17 protein-coding genes are annotated in these 19724 nt (G+C 63.3%); 4 read left to right on the forward strand and 13 right to left on the reverse strand.

The genetic code is table 11. The annotated features are described in order from the left end of the window. The first annotated feature begins 140 nt into the window (after nt 1-140). Together JV551A3_RS17565 and JV551A3_RS17570 are read left to right on the forward strand one after the other, a co-directional pair. The gene (locus tag JV551A3_RS17565) at nt 141-1862 is read left to right on the forward strand and encodes an amidohydrolase (protein WP_133978996.1); all 1722 of its coding nucleotides are present in this window, start codon (nt 141-143) and stop codon (nt 1860-1862) included. 215 nt (nt 1863-2077) lie between these two features. Further along, nucleotides 2078-2866, forward strand: coding sequence for a formate/nitrite transporter family protein (locus JV551A3_RS17570; RefSeq protein ID WP_133973446.1), 789 nt, complete (start codon nt 2078-2080; stop codon nt 2864-2866). A gap of 194 nt (nt 2867-3060) precedes the next feature. Here the strand turns inward: JV551A3_RS17570 and JV551A3_RS17575 are convergent, their stop codons facing one another. Further along, nucleotides 3061-3987: a SphA family protein gene (locus tag JV551A3_RS17575; protein WP_205125954.1), complete on the reverse strand. Its 927-nt coding sequence runs from the start codon at nt 3985-3987 to the stop codon at nt 3061-3063. Between the two features lie 118 nt (nt 3988-4105). Here JV551A3_RS17575 and JV551A3_RS17580 point away from each other — a divergent pair, with 118 nt between their 5' ends. Next, on the forward strand, nt 4106-4999 hold the full coding sequence (locus JV551A3_RS17580; RefSeq protein WP_133973448.1) for a LysR family transcriptional regulator: 894 nt from the start codon (nt 4106-4108) through the stop codon (nt 4997-4999). A 299-nt stretch (nt 5000-5298) separates the two neighbouring features. Here the strand turns inward: JV551A3_RS17580 and JV551A3_RS17585 are convergent, their stop codons facing one another. The 6 genes from JV551A3_RS17585 to JV551A3_RS17610 form a co-directional block, all read right to left on the reverse strand. After that, entirely contained in the window at nt 5299-6723 is a 1425-nt protein-coding gene (locus JV551A3_RS17585; RefSeq protein WP_133978998.1) for an OprD family outer membrane porin, read from the reverse strand. A 68-nt stretch (nt 6724-6791) separates the two neighbouring features. After that, nucleotides 6792-7199, reverse strand: a complete 408-nt coding sequence (locus JV551A3_RS17590; RefSeq protein WP_133973452.1) for an OsmC family protein — start codon at nt 7197-7199, stop codon at nt 6792-6794. Nucleotides 7200-7343: 144 nt separating this feature from the next. Beyond that, entirely contained in the window at nt 7344-8243 is a 900-nt protein-coding gene (locus JV551A3_RS17595) for a LysR substrate-binding domain-containing protein (protein WP_133973550.1), read from the reverse strand. A gap of 22 nt (nt 8244-8265) precedes the next feature. Next, nucleotides 8266-9204 (reverse strand): HlyD family efflux transporter periplasmic adaptor subunit, encoded by a 939-nt coding sequence (locus JV551A3_RS17600; protein WP_133973552.1) that lies wholly within the window; start codon nt 9202-9204, stop codon nt 8266-8268. Between the two features lie 11 nt (nt 9205-9215). Then, the gene (locus tag JV551A3_RS17605) at nt 9216-9422 is read right to left on the reverse strand and encodes a DUF1656 domain-containing protein (protein ID WP_133973454.1); all 207 of its coding nucleotides are present in this window, start codon (nt 9420-9422) and stop codon (nt 9216-9218) included. Beyond that, nucleotides 9412-11565 carry an FUSC family protein gene (locus JV551A3_RS17610; RefSeq protein ID WP_133973456.1) on the reverse strand — a complete coding sequence of 718 codons (2154 nt, stop codon included), beginning with the start codon at nt 11563-11565 and terminating at the stop codon, nt 9412-9414. Before JV551A3_RS17610 ends, JV551A3_RS17605 begins: the two co-directional genes overlap by 11 nt. Nucleotides 11566-11851: 286 nt before the next feature. On the opposite strand from JV551A3_RS17610, the gene JV551A3_RS17615 reads away from it, so the two are divergent. Beyond that, entirely contained in the window at nt 11852-13504 is a 1653-nt protein-coding gene (locus JV551A3_RS17615) for a SulP family inorganic anion transporter (protein WP_133973458.1), read from the forward strand. Between the two features lie 53 nt (nt 13505-13557). On the opposite strand, the gene ycaC is transcribed toward JV551A3_RS17615, so the two are convergent. The 6 genes from ycaC to exaC form a co-directional block, all read right to left on the reverse strand. After that, nucleotides 13558-14178, reverse strand: a complete 621-nt coding sequence (gene ycaC / locus JV551A3_RS17620) for an isochorismate family cysteine hydrolase YcaC (protein WP_046613875.1) — start codon at nt 14176-14178, stop codon at nt 13558-13560. A gap of 318 nt (nt 14179-14496) precedes the next feature. After that, nucleotides 14497-16224 (reverse strand): PAS domain-containing hybrid sensor histidine kinase/response regulator, encoded by a 1728-nt coding sequence (locus tag JV551A3_RS17625; protein ID WP_133973460.1) that lies wholly within the window; start codon nt 16222-16224, stop codon nt 14497-14499. Further along, nucleotides 16208-17371 (reverse strand): alcohol dehydrogenase-like regulatory protein ErcA, encoded by a 1164-nt coding sequence (ercA, locus tag JV551A3_RS17630; RefSeq protein ID WP_025339550.1) that lies wholly within the window; start codon nt 17369-17371, stop codon nt 16208-16210. Before ercA ends, JV551A3_RS17625 begins: the two co-directional genes overlap by 17 nt. Before the next feature lie 89 nt (nt 17372-17460). After that, nucleotides 17461-17733, reverse strand: a complete 273-nt coding sequence (gene pqqD, locus JV551A3_RS17635; protein WP_025339551.1) for a pyrroloquinoline quinone biosynthesis peptide chaperone PqqD — start codon at nt 17731-17733, stop codon at nt 17461-17463. A gap of 52 nt (nt 17734-17785) precedes the next feature. Next, nucleotides 17786-17857, reverse strand: coding sequence for a pyrroloquinoline quinone precursor peptide PqqA (gene pqqA, locus JV551A3_RS17640; protein WP_003253598.1), 72 nt, complete (start codon nt 17855-17857; stop codon nt 17786-17788). A 271-nt stretch (nt 17858-18128) separates the two neighbouring features. Beyond that, complete coding sequence (gene exaC, locus JV551A3_RS17645) at nt 18129-19649, reverse strand: acetaldehyde dehydrogenase ExaC (protein WP_133973462.1); 1521 nt, start codon at nt 19647-19649, stop codon at nt 18129-18131. Between the last annotated feature and the right edge of the window lie 75 nt (nt 19650-19724).

The raw sequence follows: 19724 nt of genomic DNA on the forward strand, positions 1-19724 counted from the left end.
AGGCCGCTGCTTGCACCTTGGCAATCGATGGCTGGGGATTGTTTCCCGATGGCAAAAAAAGTTGTGCCTGCCCTCGCCTTTATCCGCCCTTGCCCCCTTGACTAGGCTGCGGCGCCATCACGACAAGAACGAGGCACAGCATGAAGCAGCTCCTGAAAATGGCAATCAGCGCCGGCCTGGCCTGCACGTGCACACCGGGTTTCGCGGCGGTGGACCTGATCCTGCACAACTCCAAGGTCTACACCGCCGAACCCGGCCAGCCCTTGCAGCAGGCCGTGGCCGTCGAAGGCGAGAAAATCGTCGCGGTAGGTTCCGATCAGGCCGTACTACGCCTGAAGGCCGAAGGCACCCGGGTCATCGACCTGGGCGGCAAGGTACTGATGCCTGGCATGCTCGACGCCCACTCGCATGCCATCAAGGGTGGCCTGCAACTGGTGCTGGCCGACCTGGCAGGCGAGCAGGTCGCCCTGGACGAACTGGAGCGACGCCTGAAGCAATGGCGCAGCGACGGCAAGGCCGTACGCGGCGAGTTCCTTGTCGTCGGTGGTGTACCGGGCACCTACTGGAATGACATCCCTGCGCTGGAACAGCGCTTCAACCACGGCGAATGGGCCGCGCAACCGATTCTGTTCGCCGCCAACGACATGCACACCGGCTGGGCCAACCAGGCCATGCTCAAGCGTGCTGCAATCGATGCCGAAACCATCGCTGCCCTGCCTGCCGAGGCACGCAACACCATTGGCCAACACCCGGACGGAACACCAAACGGTTTCCTCGCCGATGCCAGCTACTACCCGGTGACCGACCTTCTGCCCCCGCTGCCCCACGCCACCCTGCTGAGCGCAGGACGCATGGCCCTTGACCACTACAAGCAGCTGGGCATCACCGGCTGGATGGACCCGCTGGCCAACGAGCTGCCGGGGGCCGATGTGAAAAACCATTCGCTGGGCGTGCTGCCGGTGTACAAGGACCTCTCCGCGCGTGGCGAGCTGACCGCCCACGTCGCCGCCCTGCTGATGGCCGATTCCAGGGCCCGCCCTGCCGACCTGGACGAACTGGACCGGGTTCGTCAGCAATTTCTCGGCGTTCGCAACCTCACCCTGCCAGGCATCAAGGTATTCGCCGACGGCGTTGCCGAAGCGCCTGCGCAGACGGCGGCAATGCTCGAGCCCTACAGCAACTCCGGCAAGCACGGTGAACTGCTGCTGGACCCGCAACACTTTGGCGAACTGGTCAGCGCCGCCGATGCCCGTGGCTGGTTGGTGCATGTGCATGCCATCGGCGACCGCGCCGTGCGCGAGGCGCTCAACGGCATCGAGCAGGCCCGGCGTGATCGCCACAGCGGCATCCCCCACTCCATTACTCACTTGCAGCTGGTCAACCCCAGGGAATACGCCCGTTTCAAACAGCTCGACGTGATTGCAGCAATGCAGCTGTACTGGGCCAGCGCCGACCAATCGAACATGGAACTGGTCAAGCCGTACGTGAATGCCATGGCCTTCATGCACACCTACCCGGCACGTTCGCTGCTCAAGCATGGCGCTACCATTGCGGGCGCCAGCGACTGGCCGATCACCACCCCGGACCCTTGGCAAGCGATCTACCAGGCCATCAGCCGCAAGGGGCCCAAAGGCGTGCTCAACGCCGCTGAAGCCATCGACCGCCAGGTGATGTTCCAGGCCTATACCCTCAACGCCGCCCGCACCATGCGCCTGGAGCAGCAGATCGGTTCGCTCAAGGTTGGCAAGCAAGCCGACATGATCGTGGTTGACCGCGATGTGCTCGACGTCGATGCCGAAACACTGCGCGATACCCAAGTGGTGCAGACCTGGTTTGCCGGGAAGCAGATCTACTCACGCTGATCGGCGAACGTCATCGACGCGGTCTATCAGATCATCCATCCCATCGATTTGACCGCGTCAAATTGCCTCATGTAGCTTGCCGCCCTCTTCGAAGTTGGCCCAAAGGTGTGCGTTACACCGCAGGGCCGACTGCGCAGGCCATCCCCGTACTGTTAAAGCCCCACCACGGCGAGCCTACCCGCTGTAGTCGCCGTCACTGTGTTCGAGTTTCCGAAATGTCCGTCAATAGCCCCACCCGTATCACCGAGCTCGTCATCGAGAGCGGCGTCAAAAAAGCCCATCTATCCACCCAGGCGACACTGGTCCTGGGGTTTCTCGCAGGTGCATTCATTTCGCTGGGGTTTCTCCTGGCTATCCACGTCAGCACCATGATCCCGGCACAGTGGGCCTCGTTCGGCACACTGCTGGGCGCCGCGGTATTCCCCATCGGCCTGATCCTGGTGATTCTGGCCGGTGGCGAACTGCTCACCGGCAACATGATGAGCTTGCCCTTGGCGATGTTCGCCCGACGTATCGGCCCAGGCGCCTTGGCGCGCAACTGGCTGCTGGTGACGGTAGCCAACATGTTGGGTGCACTGTTCGTTGCCGGGTGCTTCGGGCACCTGCTGGGCCTGACCGAGGGGGCCTACCTGAACAAGGTGCTGGCGGCTGCGACCAGCAAGACCAACGCCGACTTCCTTCACGCCTTCGTGTCCGGCATCGGCTGCAACTGGTTGGTGTGCCTGGCAGTGTGGCTTTCGTATGCCAGCCGTGAAATGAGCGGCAAGATTCTCGGCATCTGGTTCCCGATCATGGCGTTCGTCGCCATCGGTTTCCAGCACGTGGTCGCCAACATGTTCCTGATCCCCGCTGCGATTTTTGCCGGGTACTTGAGCTGGGCGCAGCTGGCGGAGAACCTGGTGGCCGTGTTCCTGGGTAATGCGGTGGGTGGGGCGATATTCGTGGGGCTGGCGTATTACGTGTCCTACGGTGTGCCTTCGCAGGAGGCGTGCGAGGTGCAGTGAAGCTTTACGCGACCGAGGTGCATGGCACCGGCTTCGCCGGTGTTCGCGGCTGAAGCCGCTCCCACAGGGACCGCGCATTGTCTGAGCATCGCGCCAAACCTGTGGGAGCGGGCAAGCCCGCGAAGGGCCGCAGCCGCCCCAATTGGCTTGACTGCCCGCCTGCACCTGCATGAATTGCTACCCAACGCCGATCTCTAGAAGGGCGACAGGTAACGCAGCGTCAGCTGCTTGCCCTCAGTTCGGTTCCTTGCACCCTGCTCCACATAGAAGTTGGCGTAGAACGCCTGCTTGCCTCTGCTGTACATCACACCAGGCCCCAGGGCCAGCACGCGTTCCTTGGACGCTGACTGCCGGTGGCCGTCGATCCGGTCGGCCGATATCTGCTCCAGGTGATAACCGGCAAGGCCCACCCGCCAGGCATCGGAGATTGCGTAAGACACCGAGAAGTTGCTGTGCACCGCCTCGCCGGGCTGGATATCGTCGGCCTGCAAATGCCTGGCCGGGTCTTCGTTGCGGCTCGACCAGGCGTAATGAAGGCGCCCACTGACCTCGAGCCGGTCGGTCAGCTCCCAGGTAAAGGCGTAGTGCGGGCTGACCACCCACAGGTTGCTGCCGACGTTGATGCTGGCATCACGGTGGTAATCCCCGGTGGGTGCGGTGATTACCAGGTTCAAACGCTGCCAGTACGGGCGCCCGAACAGTTGCACCGGCGCCCATTGCAATAGCAATGGGCTGAAGATCAGGTCGCCCTGGCGCGTGCGTGAACCGTCAGGGCCGTTGTCGATATCGACGTCCAGGTGCACCAGCGGCAACAGCACTTCCATGCCGTAGTTGGCGCCCAGCAGCTTGTGTTCGGTAATGTAGGCCAGGTGCGGCAGCACAGTGGTGCTGTGCACTTTCTGACGGCCCGGCACCGCGCTGCCGTGGCTGTCCGTGGCGTCCTGGGCACGATAGTGCTGGATCGGCAGCTCGAACAGCATGCCTGGCCGTACGATCCCATCCAGGAAGCTGGTGTTACCCAGCGGCAACGGCGGCAGGCTGACAGCATCGGCCATGACTTTGGCGCTACCCAGTGCCGTCGCCAGCGACAACAGTGCAGCGGACTTTCTATAAGGCCTCATTCAGGTCTCCTGTGGGCATTAATGTTTCAACGCCAAGCTGGAAACGTTAGTGCCCTCACGCTGCAAGCGCTAGAGCTGATAGATTGGCCACAGAGTTCCATCTGGTGAACGATCGAACATGGAAGACCTGAACGACCTGTACTACTTCGCCCAAGTCGTCGAGCACGGCGGTTTCGCGCCTGCCGGGCGGGCACTGAACATTCCAAAATCCACACTCAGCCGACGCGTCCTGCAGCTGGAGGAACTGGGCGTTCGCCTGCTTCAGCGTTCCACCCGACACTTTTCGGTGACCGCGACGGGCCAGGAGTTCTTCCAGCATTGCAGGGCCATGCTGGTGGAAGCGGAAGCGGCCCAATGGGTGGTCGAACGCACCCGCGCCGAGCCCCAGGGCACCGTCCGCATGAGCTGCCCGACAACCCTGCTGCATTACCGGGTCGGCGGGCTGGTCAGTCGTTTCATGGCCGAAAACCCGAAAGTGAAGGTGCACCTGGAACCCACCAACCGCCGTGTGGATGTATTGGGCGAAGGCCTCGACCTGGCGCTGCGGGTGCGCTTCCCGCCGCTGGAGGACAGCGACCTGGTCATGCGCACACTGGCCAGGAGCCCGCAGCGGCTGGTCGCCAGCCCCTCGCTGGTGGAGCGACTGGCGCTGCAGCTGCCCATCGAACCAGAGCACCTGAGTCAGCAGCCGAGCCTGGATTGGGGGCCGCCCAGAGACCACATCTGGCAACTTGAAGGGCCCGATGGCGCGCATGCCGAAATCCGCCACACGCCGCGCTACATCACCGATGACATGAGCGCTCTGCGGCAGGCGGCGCTTGACGGTGTAGGCATCGTGCAATTGCCGTTCATGGTGGTTGACCAGGACCTGAAAAACGGCCGGTTGGTGGAGCTCAACCCGCAATGGGAACCGCGCTGCGGCATCGTCCATGCGGTGTTCCCTTCCCGCCGCGGGCTGTTGCCCTCAGTGCGCAGCCTGATCGACTTTCTGGCCGAACATATCTGGGAATGACCGGCGGGGGCCGCCTTGCGGCCCTTCGCGGGCACGCCCGCTCCCACAAGTACGGCTGCGCTGTCGCGTAGAGAACTGAATTCGCAAGCAATCCGCGTCACCCTGTGGGAGCGGCTTTAGCCGCGAAGAATCCAACGCGGTGCATGGCACCGGCTACGCCGGTGTTCGCGGCTAAAGCCGCTCCCACAAGGCCCCTGCTAATTCAATGAGATATGTGCAGTTCCATGAGAGCGGGCTTGCATGACCAAGAATCATCCCTTCAGCGGGCCTGTGCGTCGTGGCTTGCGCACATCACACGATCAAAACAGGCTGATCGGGTAATCGATGATCAGCCGGTACTCATCGGCACTGGAGTTGCCGCGGGTATTGCCGGGCGCGGTATAGCCATCACCCTCGCGATGCGTTGCCCAGCGCAGGGTCAGCGAGAGGTCCTTGGCCGGGCCGGCTGGTACCTGGTACTTGAGAGCAAGGTCGCGTTCCCAGTGCTTGGCGTGCTTGCCGTCCGGGTTGTAGATATAGCCATAACCGACGCTTGCTGGGTCGACCCGGGTGAGGTCGGCCTCGCCCCGGGTGTAGGCCGCGATGAACTGCAGCGCAGGCGCTCCCAGCGGCGCCAGGCTGGTTTCGTACTGCAGGCGCCAGGACTTTTCACCGGGGCCGTTGAAATCGGCAAATTGCTGGGAATTGCTCAGGTAAAGGAAGACACGGTCGTTCTGCGTGATGTAGTCGAACGGCGTTCGGCCGTCGACCTTCTGCAAGCCCAGGGTCAGGGTCTGGCCATAGGCGGTCGCGGAGATGCCGGCGCTGTAGGTGTCGTTATCGATGTCACCCAGCTGGCTGCGCCCTTGGTCCCGGGTCTTGAAGTAGTGCAAGTAGGGTTTGAGCAGCAGCGCATCATTGACCCGAAACACCTCCGAAACCCCCAGGTAGTACTGATTCCAGATGTCTTCCAGCTGGCCGCCATAAACGGTCAGCTGCAGCCCTTGCGGCCGGCCATACACCGCGCCAAGCCAGCCGATATGAGGGCTTTCGCGGTCCGCCGCCACACCCGCGCCGTTACGCGCGCCATAGGCGGTGACCAGGTGGGAGTGGCCGCTCTGGTTGCGCAGCCGGGTAGATTCCACCAACCCGGCATCCAGCCACAGGTCGTCAATGCCATGGTTCTTCAGGGTGACGCCACGATACGTCTGCGGGAACAGCCGGCTTGTGCCACTCGCCACTACCGGGTTCTCGACCAACTGGTCGCCGGCCTTCACCAAGGTGTCGAGGTACCTCAGCTTGAGCGCCGCGCCGCCACTGGAAAACATGTCACCCGGCTTGAGCGATGAGTCGAGCGGGAGCAAGCCAGCACCGCCACTTCCGCCGCCGCCATCGAGCTTGATGCCGAGGAAGGCATGCGCATCCAGGCCCAAGCCGACAGGCGTATCGGTAAAACCCGACCGGAACGAAAGCAGAAAGCCCTGGGCCCATTCGGTCGGGTCGCGGGGTACCAGGTCAGAGTGGTTATCGCGCTGGAAATAGTAGTTCCTCACCAGCGCATCCAGGCGCGCGCCTTCGACCAGACCGGGCGCGATGCCCAGCTCCACGGCCTGTCTGTCGTTGACACCGGTGAAAATGTTGTCCTTCTGGCCCAAGGCGTTGTCGGCCTGAGCCGGCACGGCAAACAGCAGACCGAGCCCCAAGGGGCAAAGCAGCAGACACCGGTTGGCGTTCAGGGCCACCATCGTCGTACTCCTCAGGTTCGCCAACGGTCAGGCGGCGGCAGCCGGCAGGCGCAACGCTGCACGTTGCCTCATTCAACCAGCTTGCTGGCGATGATGATTTCGCCGCTCAACACCTTGTGAATAGGGCAGGCATTGGCAATTTCCAGCAAGCGTGTGCGTTGCTCTTCGCTCAGCGGCCCGCTCAAGCGAATGTCACGAGCGATCTGGATCCGGGGTTCACGCCCCAGTTGCTCCTGCTCGATACGGACATCCACATCGATGGCTTCCAACGGCATTTCCTTGCGCTGTGCATACATGGCCACCGTAATGGAGGTACAGGCGCCGAGGGATGACAGCAACAGCCCATGGGGTGACGGCCCGACATCCCCGCCACCTGCCGTCGCCTCGACATCGCTGGCCCACTGGTGCAGGCCATCTGTCACGTTCACCTGGTACGCCACACCTGCAAAAGAAGCGCGGATTGCTCGCTCTGACATTGAAACTCCTGATTGACGGTTGCCTGTGGCCACCTTGCTGCACAGGCTGCAAAGCTTGAATGATAGGTGCACGACGCAGCTCACGATAGGTGGTGAAATGCGCCGCTGCGTTCTGCCTGATGAACGCTGCCCCGGTCAAAGGCGCTACGCCGAACGCTCGAACGCCACCGCAAGAAAGTCGATCAGCTCCCGTACAGCCGGCGTCAGCCCTCGCCGCGAAGGAAACAGGGCGATTACCTCGCCCATCCTGGGTACCCAGCCCTCCAGCACGTTCAGCAAGCGCCCGGCGGCCAAGTCATCCTCCACCATGTCCGCTGGCAGCAGCACCACGCCTACGCCTGCAAGCGCGCCCTGGTACAGCACCGCGATATCGTCGGAGACCAACCGTGGGCGGAAGCGAATGGAAGCCACCCCGCCTTCGGGGCCGTCCAGGTCCCAGACGTACTCCTGAACATTCGCCCCCCAGCCAAGGCTGGGCAGCTCAAACAGGTCGGCAGGCTGCAGAGCGCGGTCATACTGCGCCAGCAACCCGGGTGCAGCCACCAGGCACTGGCGGCTCTGCGCCAGTTTGCGCATCACCAGCTCGCTGCTCTCCAGCGGTTGATGGCGCACGCTCAGGACCAGGTCGAAGCCCTCGCCGATCACATCGACCCGCCGGTTGTAGCTTTTCACCAGCAATTCCACCGCCGGGCATTGCACCATGAACTGCCCAAGCATCGGCGCCAGGCGTGCATCCAGCAGTGAGGTGCTGCAGGCCAGCCGGACAATACCGCTGGGCACGGCGCGGCTGCGCTGGATAGCATCCTCGGCAGCAAATGCCCGATCGACCATCGACATACAGTGATGGTAGTACTCCAGCCCCACCTCGGTGACCGCGAACTGCCGGGTGGAGCGCTGGATCAGGCGCACCCCCAGGCGGTCCTCCAGATTGGCGACTCGCCGGCTCAGCCGCGACTTGGGCAGGCCGAGCGCGCGCCCGGCCGATGCGAAACCGCCACACTCGACCACCTTGGTATACAGGTACAGCTCATTCAAATCGAACATCATGCTCATCGCCCACCCCCTGCTATTCGAGAATGGTCACGGTGGCAGTGGTACCCGCACGCAAGGGTGGGGCGTCGGCACTGCGCTCCAGGCGCAGCCGTACCGGGATGCGCTGGGCAAGCTTGACCCAGGTGTAGCTCGGGTTGACGTTGGCCAGCAGGCGGTTGCCCGGCTGGTTCTCACGGTCGGTAATGGCATAGGCGATGCTTTCTACCGTGCCATCCAGCACCTCGCCACTCATCAAGGCGATGCGCGCACGGCTGCCCACCTTGATTTTCGGCAACTTGGTTTCCTCGAAATAGCCACTGACATGGAACGACGAACTGTCGACCAGCGCCAGCAGCGGCATGCCCGGCTGGGCATAGTCGCCCTGGCGGGTCAGCAGGTTGGTCACATACCCACTGGCCGGGGCGCTGACCCGGGTGCGTTCGAGGTCGAGCCGGGCCTGTTGCAGCGTGGCCTCGGCGAGTTGCACGTTGGCCTGTGCCAGGCCGAGGTTGGACTGTTCGCGCAGCAGGTCGGCCTGAGCCACGGCCACGTCGGTGCCAGCCTTTTCCCATTCTTCGGCAGAGATTGCCGACATCGATTGCAGCTTGCGTCGACGTTGCTCTTCGCTACGCCGCTGCTTGAGCTGCGCCTCGTTGGCGACGATGGCGGCCTGCGACTGGCCCAGCGCCGCGCGTGCGACCTCGACGGCTCGCACGGCATGCAGCACGGCCAGCTCGTAGCGCGCCGGGTCGATCTGCAGCAACAGGTCGCCTTGCCTGACGAACTGGTTGTCTTGCACCGGTAGCTCGATGATGCGCCCGGCCACCTCGGCCGACAGGGTCACCACATCGGCCCGCACACGGGCATCACGGGTCCAGGGCGCACGGGTGTAGTAGTCCCAGGCAAACCAGCCCAGCACCACCGCAAGCGCCAGCACTGCCAGGGTCACGGCCTTGGCTAGAACAGGTTTCAACACAGGCATTTTCAGGCACTCACTCCCATCGACAACACCAGCACCGCGCAAATCGCGGCATACAAGGCGCCCTGCAACAGTGCCGGGTGCCACACACGCGCCAGCACACCACTACGCCGCAACAGGGCGTCCAGCACCAGGAACAACGGCAACCCCAGCAACAACGCCTGGGCAATCGGCGGTAGGTAGACCCCGCCAAACTCGAAATCAACGGGCATAGGCGCCCTCCTCCTCAGGCAACGTCTGCGCTGCCAGCACCCGCCGATAGCGCTGCAGCAGCAGGCCGGCAACCAATAACGCGACCCGCAGGATGAACAACTGCCGCAGCGTCTCGCGGCCCGCCTCGGCGTGGGCCTGGTGCAGTGCATCCAGGCTTTCGCCAAGCTCGGCCAGCTCGCGCAGCAGCCCGTCCACATCCACTCGCCGGCGTGCTCCGATCAGATCTGCCATCTCCTGCAACCCTAGGCGCAAACGCGCCCTCGTGCCTTCAGGCAGCACCGTGAGGTTCACCCACTGGGCATGTGCCTGGCCCAGCGCAATGGCCAGCGCCGGGCACACCAGGCTGCAATCGAACAGTTCCCGGGAGCGCGGATCAGTGGTAGCGGGCAACAGCCCGATCATCGCCGACAGGCGGTCCAGCATGCGGCTCTCGAAATCGAACTGACGCACCACGCTGGCGGGTGCTGTCACGTACTCATGCACATCCTCGCGGGTCAGGTGAAACAGCCGGGCCATGCGCTTTTGCGGGTTGAACGGGAACACCAGGGCGAACACCGCCATCGCCAGCCCGCCAGCGGCCGCATAGCCCCCGGCGAATTCGAACCACTGCATGGCACTGTTGTGGTAGGCGCCAACATTCTGTGGCCCGATCATCAACAGGCTGATCAGCCCGATGCCCATGCCGATGCCCGCGGTCATGGGGCTGGCCAGGCCGACGGCGGCCAGGTACAGCAACGGCACCAGGCACACGGCAAGCATTTCGAAATCGGTGAATATCGGCAGCAGGGCAAACTGGTACAGGGCGGACAACAGCAGCGCTACCAGCAGGCCACGGTTATAGTTCTGGCTGGCCAGCAATGGCCGTGGCAGCGTCGCCATCAGCGAGCACATGACACCGATCAGGATCACCCCGGCACGCGCACCGTCCCAGGCCGTTTCAATCCACAGCCAACCGGCGAGAAACAGCGCCAGGAAGGCCCGCACGGCGTTCATGCCGGCCAGGCGGAAGTCCAGGTGCAACGCGCTGGCCTGCCCCTGGGCGTGTGGGCAGCTGGCGCTCCTGCCCTGCTGGATCGCCTCGTTGAGCTCGATCAGTTCATTCAGCTGCTGCAGCAGGCGCGCCTGCTCCCAGCGCAAGGCCCAGGCCAGCGAGCGCATGTGCGGGGGCAAGGGCTCGTCGAGAAACTCGACCCGGTCCGCGGCGGCGTCGAAGCGCTGGTACAGCTGGTGGATCGCTTCGCGGCGCTGCGCCGGCAACTTCACGCCGTCACGGGCCAGTGCCTCCAGGTTGTCCAGCTCGTCCTGGCGCAGTACCTGGATTTCTTCTGGCAACGGCCCTTGCCATTGCTGCTTGATCAACTCGCGCTGTTGGCGCAATACCAGCAGGCGCGACACCAGCAGCACCAGCTGGTTGGCCAGCAGCTGCACCAGCCCATCGGCGTTGCGCAGGTGCGGTGCGTCGAAATAGAGATGGCGGCGCAGGCCTTCCAGCGCACTGATCTCGCTGATCAATTGCACCTGCCGCTGGTGCAGCGCGGCTTCGTCCTCTTCGCTGCGCACCACCTCGGCCGCGTGCCGGGCGATCAGCCTGACCAGGCTATCGACCTTGCTGAAGTAGCCCTGCGCCACTGCCTGTGGGCGCGCACTCAACAGACTGACCACGGCTACGCAGGCAACCGCCAGCAGGGTTTCGGTCAACCGGGTGATGGCCAGCATGAGGATGCCGTCCGGTTCCGGCACGGCCAGCATCGCGACCACCACGGCGGTAAACCCGCTGAGGACGAAGGCATGCGAATCGGTATAGCGCAGCAGCGTGCCGCCTGCCGTGCAGAACGCCAGCCACAGGGCCAGGCAGACGATGAAAGGCATTGGCGCCTGGGGGAACAAGGCCATGATCACCACCGCCATGGCCGCCCCCGCTGCGGTGCCCAGTACCTGGGCGAAACTGCGCTTGAGGGTCATGCCGGCCAACGGCAGGCTGATGATGATCACCGTCATCAGCGCCCACTTCGGCTGCTCAAGATCGAAGATGAACGCCAGGTAGAGGCACAACAGGCCTGCAACGATGGTACGCAGCGCGAAGAACATCACCCCACGGCCAGGGTTCAAGGCCATCTTGAAATAGGAAATCAATGGAGCCATCCGGCACCTCGGGACACGGCCAGGGAACCGCGCATGGGCGCATGGCTTTCCGGACCGGGTTGATTCATGAGCTGGAGGCGTCTCTACGCGTCCGCGAGCGCACTCCATTACCGTTCAAGTGCGCGAGTCGAGCAACCGTAAGATATATAAGCAGGTTAATAGACGACAGGTTGGATTCCGGGACACTGTGTCTCATCTCACGAACAACGGCCCAGGCATGCCAAGGGGCTCTCCTGCGCATGGCATGCTAAATACTATGTGCATGCACCTTATCAAGGAGCCTGCAATGATTGCGGTACGCGAAGCCTGGAAAGCCGGCTTGTTCAAGCGTGAACACTGGATGCGCAACCTTGTATCCGGCCTCATCGTCGGGGTTGTTGCGCTTCCCCTCGCCATGGCCTTCGCCATCGCTTCCGGGGTCAAGCCGGAACAAGGCATCTACACGGCAATCATAGGTGGGCTGCTGGTTTCCTTGCTGGGCGGCAGTCGATTGCAGATCGCCGGGCCGACCGGGGCCTTCATCGTGATCCTCGCCGGGGTAACGGCGAAGTACGGGGTGGAAGGCCTTCAGCTGGCCACGATGATGGCTGGCGCCATCCTGCTGGTGCTTGGCATCACCCGCCTGGGCGCAGTCATCAAGTTCATTCCCGACCCGGTGATCGTGGGTTTTACCGCCGGTATCGGCATCATCATCTGGGTGGGTCAATGGCGTGATTTCTTCGGCCTGCCCGAAATCGAAGGCGGGCACTTCCACGAAAAACTGTGGCATCTGTTGCAAGCCCTGCCGGACCTCCATATTGCCACGACGCTGCTTGCAACATGCAGCCTTGCCCTGCTGATCCTGGCGCCAAGGTTGCCCGTGCTGAAACGCCTGCCCGGGCCACTGGTAGCCATGGTGTTCGCGACGCTCGTCCAATCGCTGTTCCATTTTGACGGTGTGGCTACCATCGGTACCGCCTTCGGGGCAATCCCACAAGGTTTGCCGTCACTCACCTGGCCCGAGATCTCCCTGGCGCGCGTGATCGAACTGATCGGGCCGGCGTTTGCGATCGCCATGCTGGGGGCCATTGAATCGTTGCTCTCTGCTGTCGTCGCCGACGGCATGGCAGGAACCAGGCACGACTCGAACCAGGAACTGATCGGCCAGGGGGTCGCCAACCTGGTAGTGCCGCTGTTCGGGGGCTTTGCCGCCACAGGTGCCATTGCCCGGACAGCGACCAACATCCGCAATGGTGCTACCGGGCCACTGGCCGGCATCATTCATGCGCTGACACTGGTACTGATCATCCTGTTCCTGGCGCCACTGGCGTCGAACATTCCACTCTGCGCACTGGCAGCGATCCTGTTCGTCGTCGCCTACAACATGAGCGAGCTGAAGCATTTCAAGCGCATGCTGCAACGCGCACCGCGAGCCGACATCGCCATCCTGCTGGTCACCTTCACCTTGACGGTGTTCAGCGACCTGGTGATCGCCGTGAATATCGGCGTCATCCTCGCCATGCTTCAGTTCATGCGCCGCATGGCATCGTCCGTCGAAGTGCAGCAGGTGGTCGAAGAGGAACTGGCCAATGAACTGCACAGCAATGGCCAGGCATCGCTCCCTTCCGGCGTGATGGTGTACACCATCGAAGGCCCGCTGTTCTTCGGCGCCGCTGAAACCTTCGAGCGCGCGCTGTCACAAACGCATACCGACCCTGAACTGCTGGTGGTCTGCCTGAAACGTGTGCCCTTCATGGATATCACCGGGCTGCAAACCCTGGAGGAAGTGATCCAGCAACTGCATGAACGCCAGATCGTGGTGAAACTGTGCGAAGCCAACGGCAAGGTACTTGGCAAGCTGGAACGGGCCGGTATCCTGCGGCTGCTTGGCCCCGGGCACTATCACCAAACGCTCGGTACCGCCCTGCTTGAGGCGCAGGCACCGGCGGCACAAAACTGACGTGTGACACAAGCGATCGGGGAGCCGTGCACGCGCATGGCTCCCCGGCCGGATTACTTCGAAAGCTTGCTGAAGCTGGTCATCAGGTTGCGGTAGTCCGGGATGTGGTTGGAGAACAGCGTGCCCAGGCCTTCGATGTCGTTGCGCCAGTCGCGGTGCAGCTCGCAGGCCACGCCGAACCAGGTCATCAGCTGCGCGCCGGCGGCTTCCATCCGGCGCCAGGCCGAATCACGGGTCAGTTCGTTGAAGGTACCGGAGGCATCGGTGACCACGAATACATCGAAGCCTTCTTCCAGGGCCGACAGTGCCGGGAAGGCCACGCAAACCTCGGTCACCACACCGGCGATGATCAGTTGCTTCTTGCCGGTAGCCTTGACCGCCTTGACGAAGTCTTCGTTGTCCCAGGCATTGATGTTACCCGGGCGCGCGATGTACGGCGCGTCAGGGAACTGCTCCTTGAGTTCGGGCACCAGCGGGCCATTTGGGCCGTTCTCGAAGCTGGTGGTGAGGATGGTCGGCAACTTGAAGTACTTGGCCAGGTCCGACAGGGCCAGCACATTGTTCTTGAAACGGTCGGGTTCGATATCCCTTACCAAAGAGAGCAAACCCGTCTGGTGATCCACCAGCAGTACGGCGGCGTTGTTCTTGTCCAGTCGCTTGTATTGAAAGGCCATGATGTTTTCCTTGCTCGGGTTGGATGCGTTTGGTGCGCCCCGGTAAGATAGCCAGCCAGGCAGAGCCGCGACAGGCTGACATCCGCAACACTGAGTCCCATTTCGGGAACAGCCACCTGGCACTACGCGCCCCCCTGTAGGAGCAGCACAAGGCTGCTCTCATGGAACTGCACATAACTCATTGATTTAGCGAGGACCCTGTGGGAGCGGCTTTAGCCGCGAACACCGGCGCAGCCGGTGCCATGCACCGCGTTGGATTCTTCGCGGCTAAAGCCGCTCCCACAGGGTACGAGGATCGCTTGCGAATGGATTGAGGCCTCAGCCCAGCAACTGGCTCAATACCGCACGCAACTTCCCCGGTTTGACGGGCTTGTTCAGCAACGGCGCGCCGAGCTTGTTCAAGGAGCGTCGGCACTGATCGCTGCGGTCGGCGGTGATGATCACCGCCGGAATGGCGGTGCCAAAGTGCTCGCGCAAGTGCCTGACCACCTCGCAGCCGACAACACCGTGGTCCAGGTGAAAGTCCGCCAGGATCAATTCCGGTGCCCGCCCCTGCAAGGCCAGCAAGGCCCCGGCCTGGTCGGTCGCGGTAACCACTTCGCAGCCCCACTGCCCGAGCAGAGCGCCCATGCTCTCGAGGATGCTCACTTCGTTGTCGAGTACCAGCAGGCGGCGGCCCGGCAACGGGTTGCCGGCGCCCGGCTGCGGCGCGGCCTGGTGGATAGGCAGCGGCATGGCTTCGCCGATCGGCACGTCGATGCTGAACATCGAGCCACGCCCCGGCCACGAACGCACCTCGATGCGGTAGCCGAGAATCTTGGCGATCCGCTCGACGATCGCCAGCCCCAGGCCCACGCCCTTGCGGTCGGCGGCGCGGCCTACGTCCAGTTGGTTGAACTCGAGGAAAATGGCCTGCAGCCGATCCGCCGCGATGCCCCGCCCGGTATCCCAAACCTCCAGGCGCAAGTGATCGCCGCGGCGCCTGGCCCCCAGCAGGATCCTGCCCTCGTCGGTATAACGGCAGGCGTTGCTGAGAAAGTTGCGCAGGATCCGCGTCATCAGCCGCAGGTCGGTACTGATGGCGTAGTCGCCAATGCGCGCGCGCAGCTTCAGGCCTGCCGCATCGGCCACCGTGCGGAATTCCGAGACCAGTGGCCCGAACAGTTCGTCCAGACGGTACAACGCCACGTCCGGTTTGACCGCCGCCTGGTCGAGCCGGGAAATGTCCAGCAGGTCGGTCAGCAGGTCTTCGGCACCCTCCAGCGCCTGGTGGGTACGCTCCACCAGTACTTTCTCCGCCTCTGGCAGTGGCCTTTCGCGCAAGGTCGAAATCAGCAGCCGCGCGGCATTCAGCGGTTGCAGCAGGTCATGGCTGGCGGCAGCGAGGTACTTGTCCTTGCTGCGGTTGGCGGTTTCCGCGGCATCGCGGGCATCGCGAAGGGCGCGGGCGATCTGCTTGCGCTCGGCGATCTGCTGTTGCAGGTTGCGGTTGGCCTCAAGCAGTTCATCGGTGCGGGCGGCCACCCGTTGCTCGAGCTCGTCATTCAGTTGCTGCAGGCGCTGCTGGGCCAGCTTGCGTTCGGTGATGTCGGCGACAAACCCTTCCACCAGCCCTTCCTGCCCGGGCTTGAGCAACAGGTTCATCAGCACATCGAGGTGGCTGCCGTCCTTGCGCCGCAAGCGGGTTTCGTAGCCGTGCAGGCTGCGTTCACGGGCGAGGGTCGCGGTGATGGCGTGCAGCTCTTCGGCGCCGCCGACAAACAGGTTGGCGGCAAGGTCGGTCAGCGGAAATAGCAAGGCTTGCGGATTATCGTAACCGAGCATGCGTGCCAACGCCGGGTTGGCGGCACGCATGCCGTCTTGCAGGCTGGCCTGGAAAATCCCATGCACGGCGTTTTCGAACAGCCATTTGTAGCGGTTGCGTTCAGCTTCCAGCTCGTCCAGGCGCGCCGCCAGCTCTGGGTAATGGCTCTTGCGCGCCGAGTGGTCGCCCAGCCCCAGCAGCCCGGCCAGCGCCCGTTGCTGCTCGTCAGAGGGCCTCGCCATAAACCACCTCGACATCACGCTGGCTCGACGCACGCGGGTTGGTGAGGATGCACGGGTCATCCATCGCATGTTGCGACAGGAACGGGATATCGGCCGTGCGCACCCCATGCAGGCCCAGGGTTTCATGAAAGCCGATGGCATGCTTCAGCGCAATCAGGTGCTCCACCAGGCGCGCGCAGATCTGCCGATGGTTGAGGCCACGGCAGTCGATCCCCAGCACTTCGGCAATCACCTTGAAACGCTCCGGCGCCGAGCTGTAGTTGAACGCCACCACGTGCTCCACCAGCACCGCATTGCACAAGCCATGCGGCAGGTCGAGGAAACCGCCCAGGCTGTGCGACATGGCATGGACCGCACCCAGAATCGCATTGGAAAATGCCAGCCCGGCCTGCATGCTGCCCAACATGATCTTCTCGCGCAGGGCGATATCGGTCGGGTTGGCGATCATTTCCACCAGGTTGCCGTTGATCAGGCGCATGGCCTCCAGCGCATGGGGGTCGGTCAGCGGGCCGTGGCCGGTGGAAACGAAGGCTTCGATGGCATGCACCAGCGCATCGATACCGGTGCAGGCCGACAGGAACGGGTCCATGCTCAGGGTGGTTTGCGGGTCGATCAGCGACACATCCGGCACCACCGCCTTGCTGACGATGGAGAACTTCATGCGCTCCTGCTGGTTGGAAATGATCACGAACTGCGACACGTCCGCCGAGGTGCCGGCCGTGGTCGGGATCAGAATCAGCGGCGGGCTGGGCACGCGGATCATGTCCACGCCTTCGAATTCGAGGATGCTGCGCCCGTGGGCGACCACGATACCGATGGCCTTGCCGCAATCCATCGGGCTGCCGCCGCCGACCGCGACGATCACATCACAATGGTTTTGCCGGTAGATCTCGGCGCCGAGCATCACCTCTTCGACCCGCGGGTTGGGTGATACGGCGCTGTACAGGCAGTAGTCGATGCCCTGGGCCTGCAGGCTGGCCTCCACGTCGGCCACCCAACCGGCGGCAATCACACCGGGGTCGCTGACCACCAGCACCTTGCGCGCACCGAAGGTCTTGGCGTAATTGGCAACATTGTGCCGGCAGCCGGCACCAAAGATGATCTCGGGCGAAACGAACTTGCGAAGCGGGCTGAAACTCTGGCTCATCGGGAAGCCTGTTCTTATTGTTCTGGAAGGTAACCGCCAGCGTAAAGCATCCCGTAGCGAAAGCAACCAGACCAAAGCGTGACCACGGCTCATTCGATCCAGTACTTGGCACGGGCCACCTCCAGGAACGCCAGGATGTCCTCGTCGAGCCCCGGCACACCGGGGAAGCGCTGTGCCAGGCGGTCGATGACAGCCGCAACGCTGCGCTGGCCATCCAGCAACTCCAGCACCCAGCCGGCACTGGCATTGAGCTCGATGATGCCCTCGGGGTAAAGCAGCACATGGCACGCCTGGCGCGGTTCCCAGCGCAGGCGAAAGCCCTTGCGCAAGGCCAGGGCTTGTTCGCGATCGATCAGGTTCACAACAGGTTTGCTCAGTGAAGACCCGGCCATCGTGGTGATGGCCGGACAGGCATCAACGATTGGCGAAGTACATCGTCACTTCGAAGCCGATGCGCAGGTCGGTAAAGGCGGGTTTAGTCCACATGGGGCATTCCTCTTCTTGGTGCCGGGCGATTCCGGTAGAGGCATTAATGCACGAGGGGCGACGGGGCCGAATGCTACTTTGGGACAGGTTTGCGGGGTGCGTTGGTAGGGGGATCGGTTGCGCGATACCTGTAGGAGCGGCCTTGTGTCGCGAAAGGGCTGCAAAGCAGCCCCAGGAATTCGGCATGAATGCACAAATCGCCGGGGCTGCTTCGCAGCCCTTTCGCGACACAAGGCCGCTCCTACAATCGACCGCGTCAACCGACCAGATTTTAGAAGAAGCCCAACGGATTAATGTCGTAGCTCACCAGCAGGTTCTTGGTCTGCTGGTAGTGATCGAGCATCATCTTGTGCGTCTCGCGGCCAACCCCGGACTTCTTGTAGCCACCGAACGCGGCATGCGCCGGGTACAGGTGGTAGCAGTTGGTCCACACGCGCCCGGCCTTGATCCCACGGCCCATGCGGTAGGCACGGTTGATGTCACGGGTCCACAGCCCCGCGCCCAGGCCAAACTCGCTGTCGTTGGCGATCGCCAGCGCTTCGGCTTCGTCCTTGAAGGTGGTCACGCCCACCACCGGGCCGAAGATCTCTTCCTGGAACACGCGCATCTTGTTGTTGCCCTTGAGCAGGGTCGGCTGGATGTAGTAACCGCTGGCCAGGTCGCCGTCGAGCCGCTCGGCAGCGCCACCGGCGAGCAGCTGCGCGCCCTCCTCGCGGGCAATCTGCAGGTAGGAAAGAATCTTGTCATATTGCTGCTCAGAGGCCTGGGCGCCGACCATGGTCTCGGTGTCCAGCGGGTTGCCACGGGTGATCTTGGCGATCTTCTTCATCACCTCGGCCATGAACGGCTCGTAGATCGACTCCTGGATCAGCGCCCGCGACGGGCAGGTGCACACTTCGCCCTGGTTGAAGAACGCCAGCACCAGGCCTTCGGCTGCCTTTTCGATGAACGCGGGCTCGGCCTGCATGATGTCTTCGAAGAAGATGTTCGGCGACTTGCCGCCCAGTTCGACGGTGGACGGGATGATGTTCTCGGCCGCGCACTTCATGATGTGCGAGCCCACCGGGGTGGAGCCGGTGAAGGCGATCTTGGCGATGCGCTTGCTGGTGGCCAGGGCTTCGCCAGCTTCGCGGCCAAAGCCCTGGACGATGTTCAGCACGCCTGCCGGCAGCAGGTCGGCGATCAGCTCGGCGAAAATGGTGATCGACAGTGGCGTCTGCTCCGCTGGCTTGAGCACCACGCAGTTGCCGGCGGCCAGTGCCGGGGCGAGTTTCCAGGCGGCCATCAGCAGCGGGAAGTTCCATGGGATGATCTGCCCGACCACGCCCAGCGGCTCATGGATATGGTAGGCCACGGTGCCTTCGTTGATCTCGGCGGCGCCGCCTTCCTGGGCGCGGATGCAGCCAGCGAAGTAGCGGAAGTGGTCCGCCGCCAGCGGCACGTCAGCGTTGAGGGTTTCGCGCACGGCCTTGCCGTTATCCCAGCTTTCGGTAACCGCCAGTACTTCAAGATTCTGCTCGATACGGTCGGCGATCTTCAGCAGCGCCAGGGCACGGTCCTGCACCGAGGTCTTGCCCCAGGCCTCGGCAGCGGCATGGGCGGCGTCAAGGGCCTGCTCGATGTCCTCGGCGCCAGAGCGCGGAAACTCGGCAATCGGCTGGCCGTTGACCGGCGAGCTGTTGGTGAAGTACTGGCCGCCCAGCGGCGGCACGAATTCACCGTTGATGAAGTTGCCGTAGCGTGGCTTGAAGGAGACGATGGCGCCTGGGGTTCCGGGTTGTGCGTAGATCATGCTGAGCCTCTGTGGGTCGATGCCTGTCCGGCGACAGGCGATGAGCCGATGGTAAAAAGCTCCGCCTGCCGGGCG

It is taken from the genome of Pseudomonas inefficax (genome assembly GCF_900277125.1).
Taxonomy (GTDB): Bacteria; Pseudomonadota; Gammaproteobacteria; order Pseudomonadales; family Pseudomonadaceae; genus Aquipseudomonas; species Aquipseudomonas inefficax.

Coding starts and splice junctions, on each gene's coding strand:
- JV551A3_RS17565 (WP_133978996.1), top strand. CDS start 141: ATGAAGCAGCTCCTGAAAATGGCAATCAGCGCCGGCCTGGCCTGCACG.
- JV551A3_RS17570 (WP_133973446.1), top strand. CDS start 2,078: ATGTCCGTCAATAGCCCCACCCGTATCACCGAGCTCGTCATCGAGAGC.
- JV551A3_RS17575 (WP_205125954.1), bottom strand. CDS start 3,987: ATGAGGCCTTATAGAAAGTCCGCTGCACTGTTGTCGCTGGCGACGGCA.
- JV551A3_RS17580 (WP_133973448.1), top strand. CDS start 4,106: ATGGAAGACCTGAACGACCTGTACTACTTCGCCCAAGTCGTCGAGCAC.
- JV551A3_RS17585 (WP_133978998.1), bottom strand. CDS start 6,723: ATGGTGGCCCTGAACGCCAACCGGTGTCTGCTGCTTTGCCCCTTGGGG.
- JV551A3_RS17590 (WP_133973452.1), bottom strand. CDS start 7,199: ATGTCAGAGCGAGCAATCCGCGCTTCTTTTGCAGGTGTGGCGTACCAG.
- JV551A3_RS17595 (WP_133973550.1), bottom strand. CDS start 8,243: ATGTTCGATTTGAATGAGCTGTACCTGTATACCAAGGTGGTCGAGTGT.
- JV551A3_RS17605 (WP_133973454.1), bottom strand. CDS start 9,422: ATGCCCGTTGATTTCGAGTTTGGCGGGGTCTACCTACCGCCGATTGCC.
- JV551A3_RS17610 (WP_133973456.1), bottom strand. CDS start 11,565: ATGGCTCCATTGATTTCCTATTTCAAGATGGCCTTGAACCCTGGCCGT.
- JV551A3_RS17615 (WP_133973458.1), top strand. CDS start 11,852: ATGATTGCGGTACGCGAAGCCTGGAAAGCCGGCTTGTTCAAGCGTGAA.
- ycaC (WP_046613875.1), bottom strand. CDS start 14,178: ATGGCCTTTCAATACAAGCGACTGGACAAGAACAACGCCGCCGTACTG.
- JV551A3_RS17625 (WP_133973460.1), bottom strand. CDS start 16,224: ATGGCGAGGCCCTCTGACGAGCAGCAACGGGCGCTGGCCGGGCTGCTG.
- ercA (WP_025339550.1), bottom strand. CDS start 17,371: ATGAGCCAGAGTTTCAGCCCGCTTCGCAAGTTCGTTTCGCCCGAGATC.
- exaC (WP_133973462.1), bottom strand. CDS start 19,649: ATGATCTACGCACAACCCGGAACCCCAGGCGCCATCGTCTCCTTCAAG.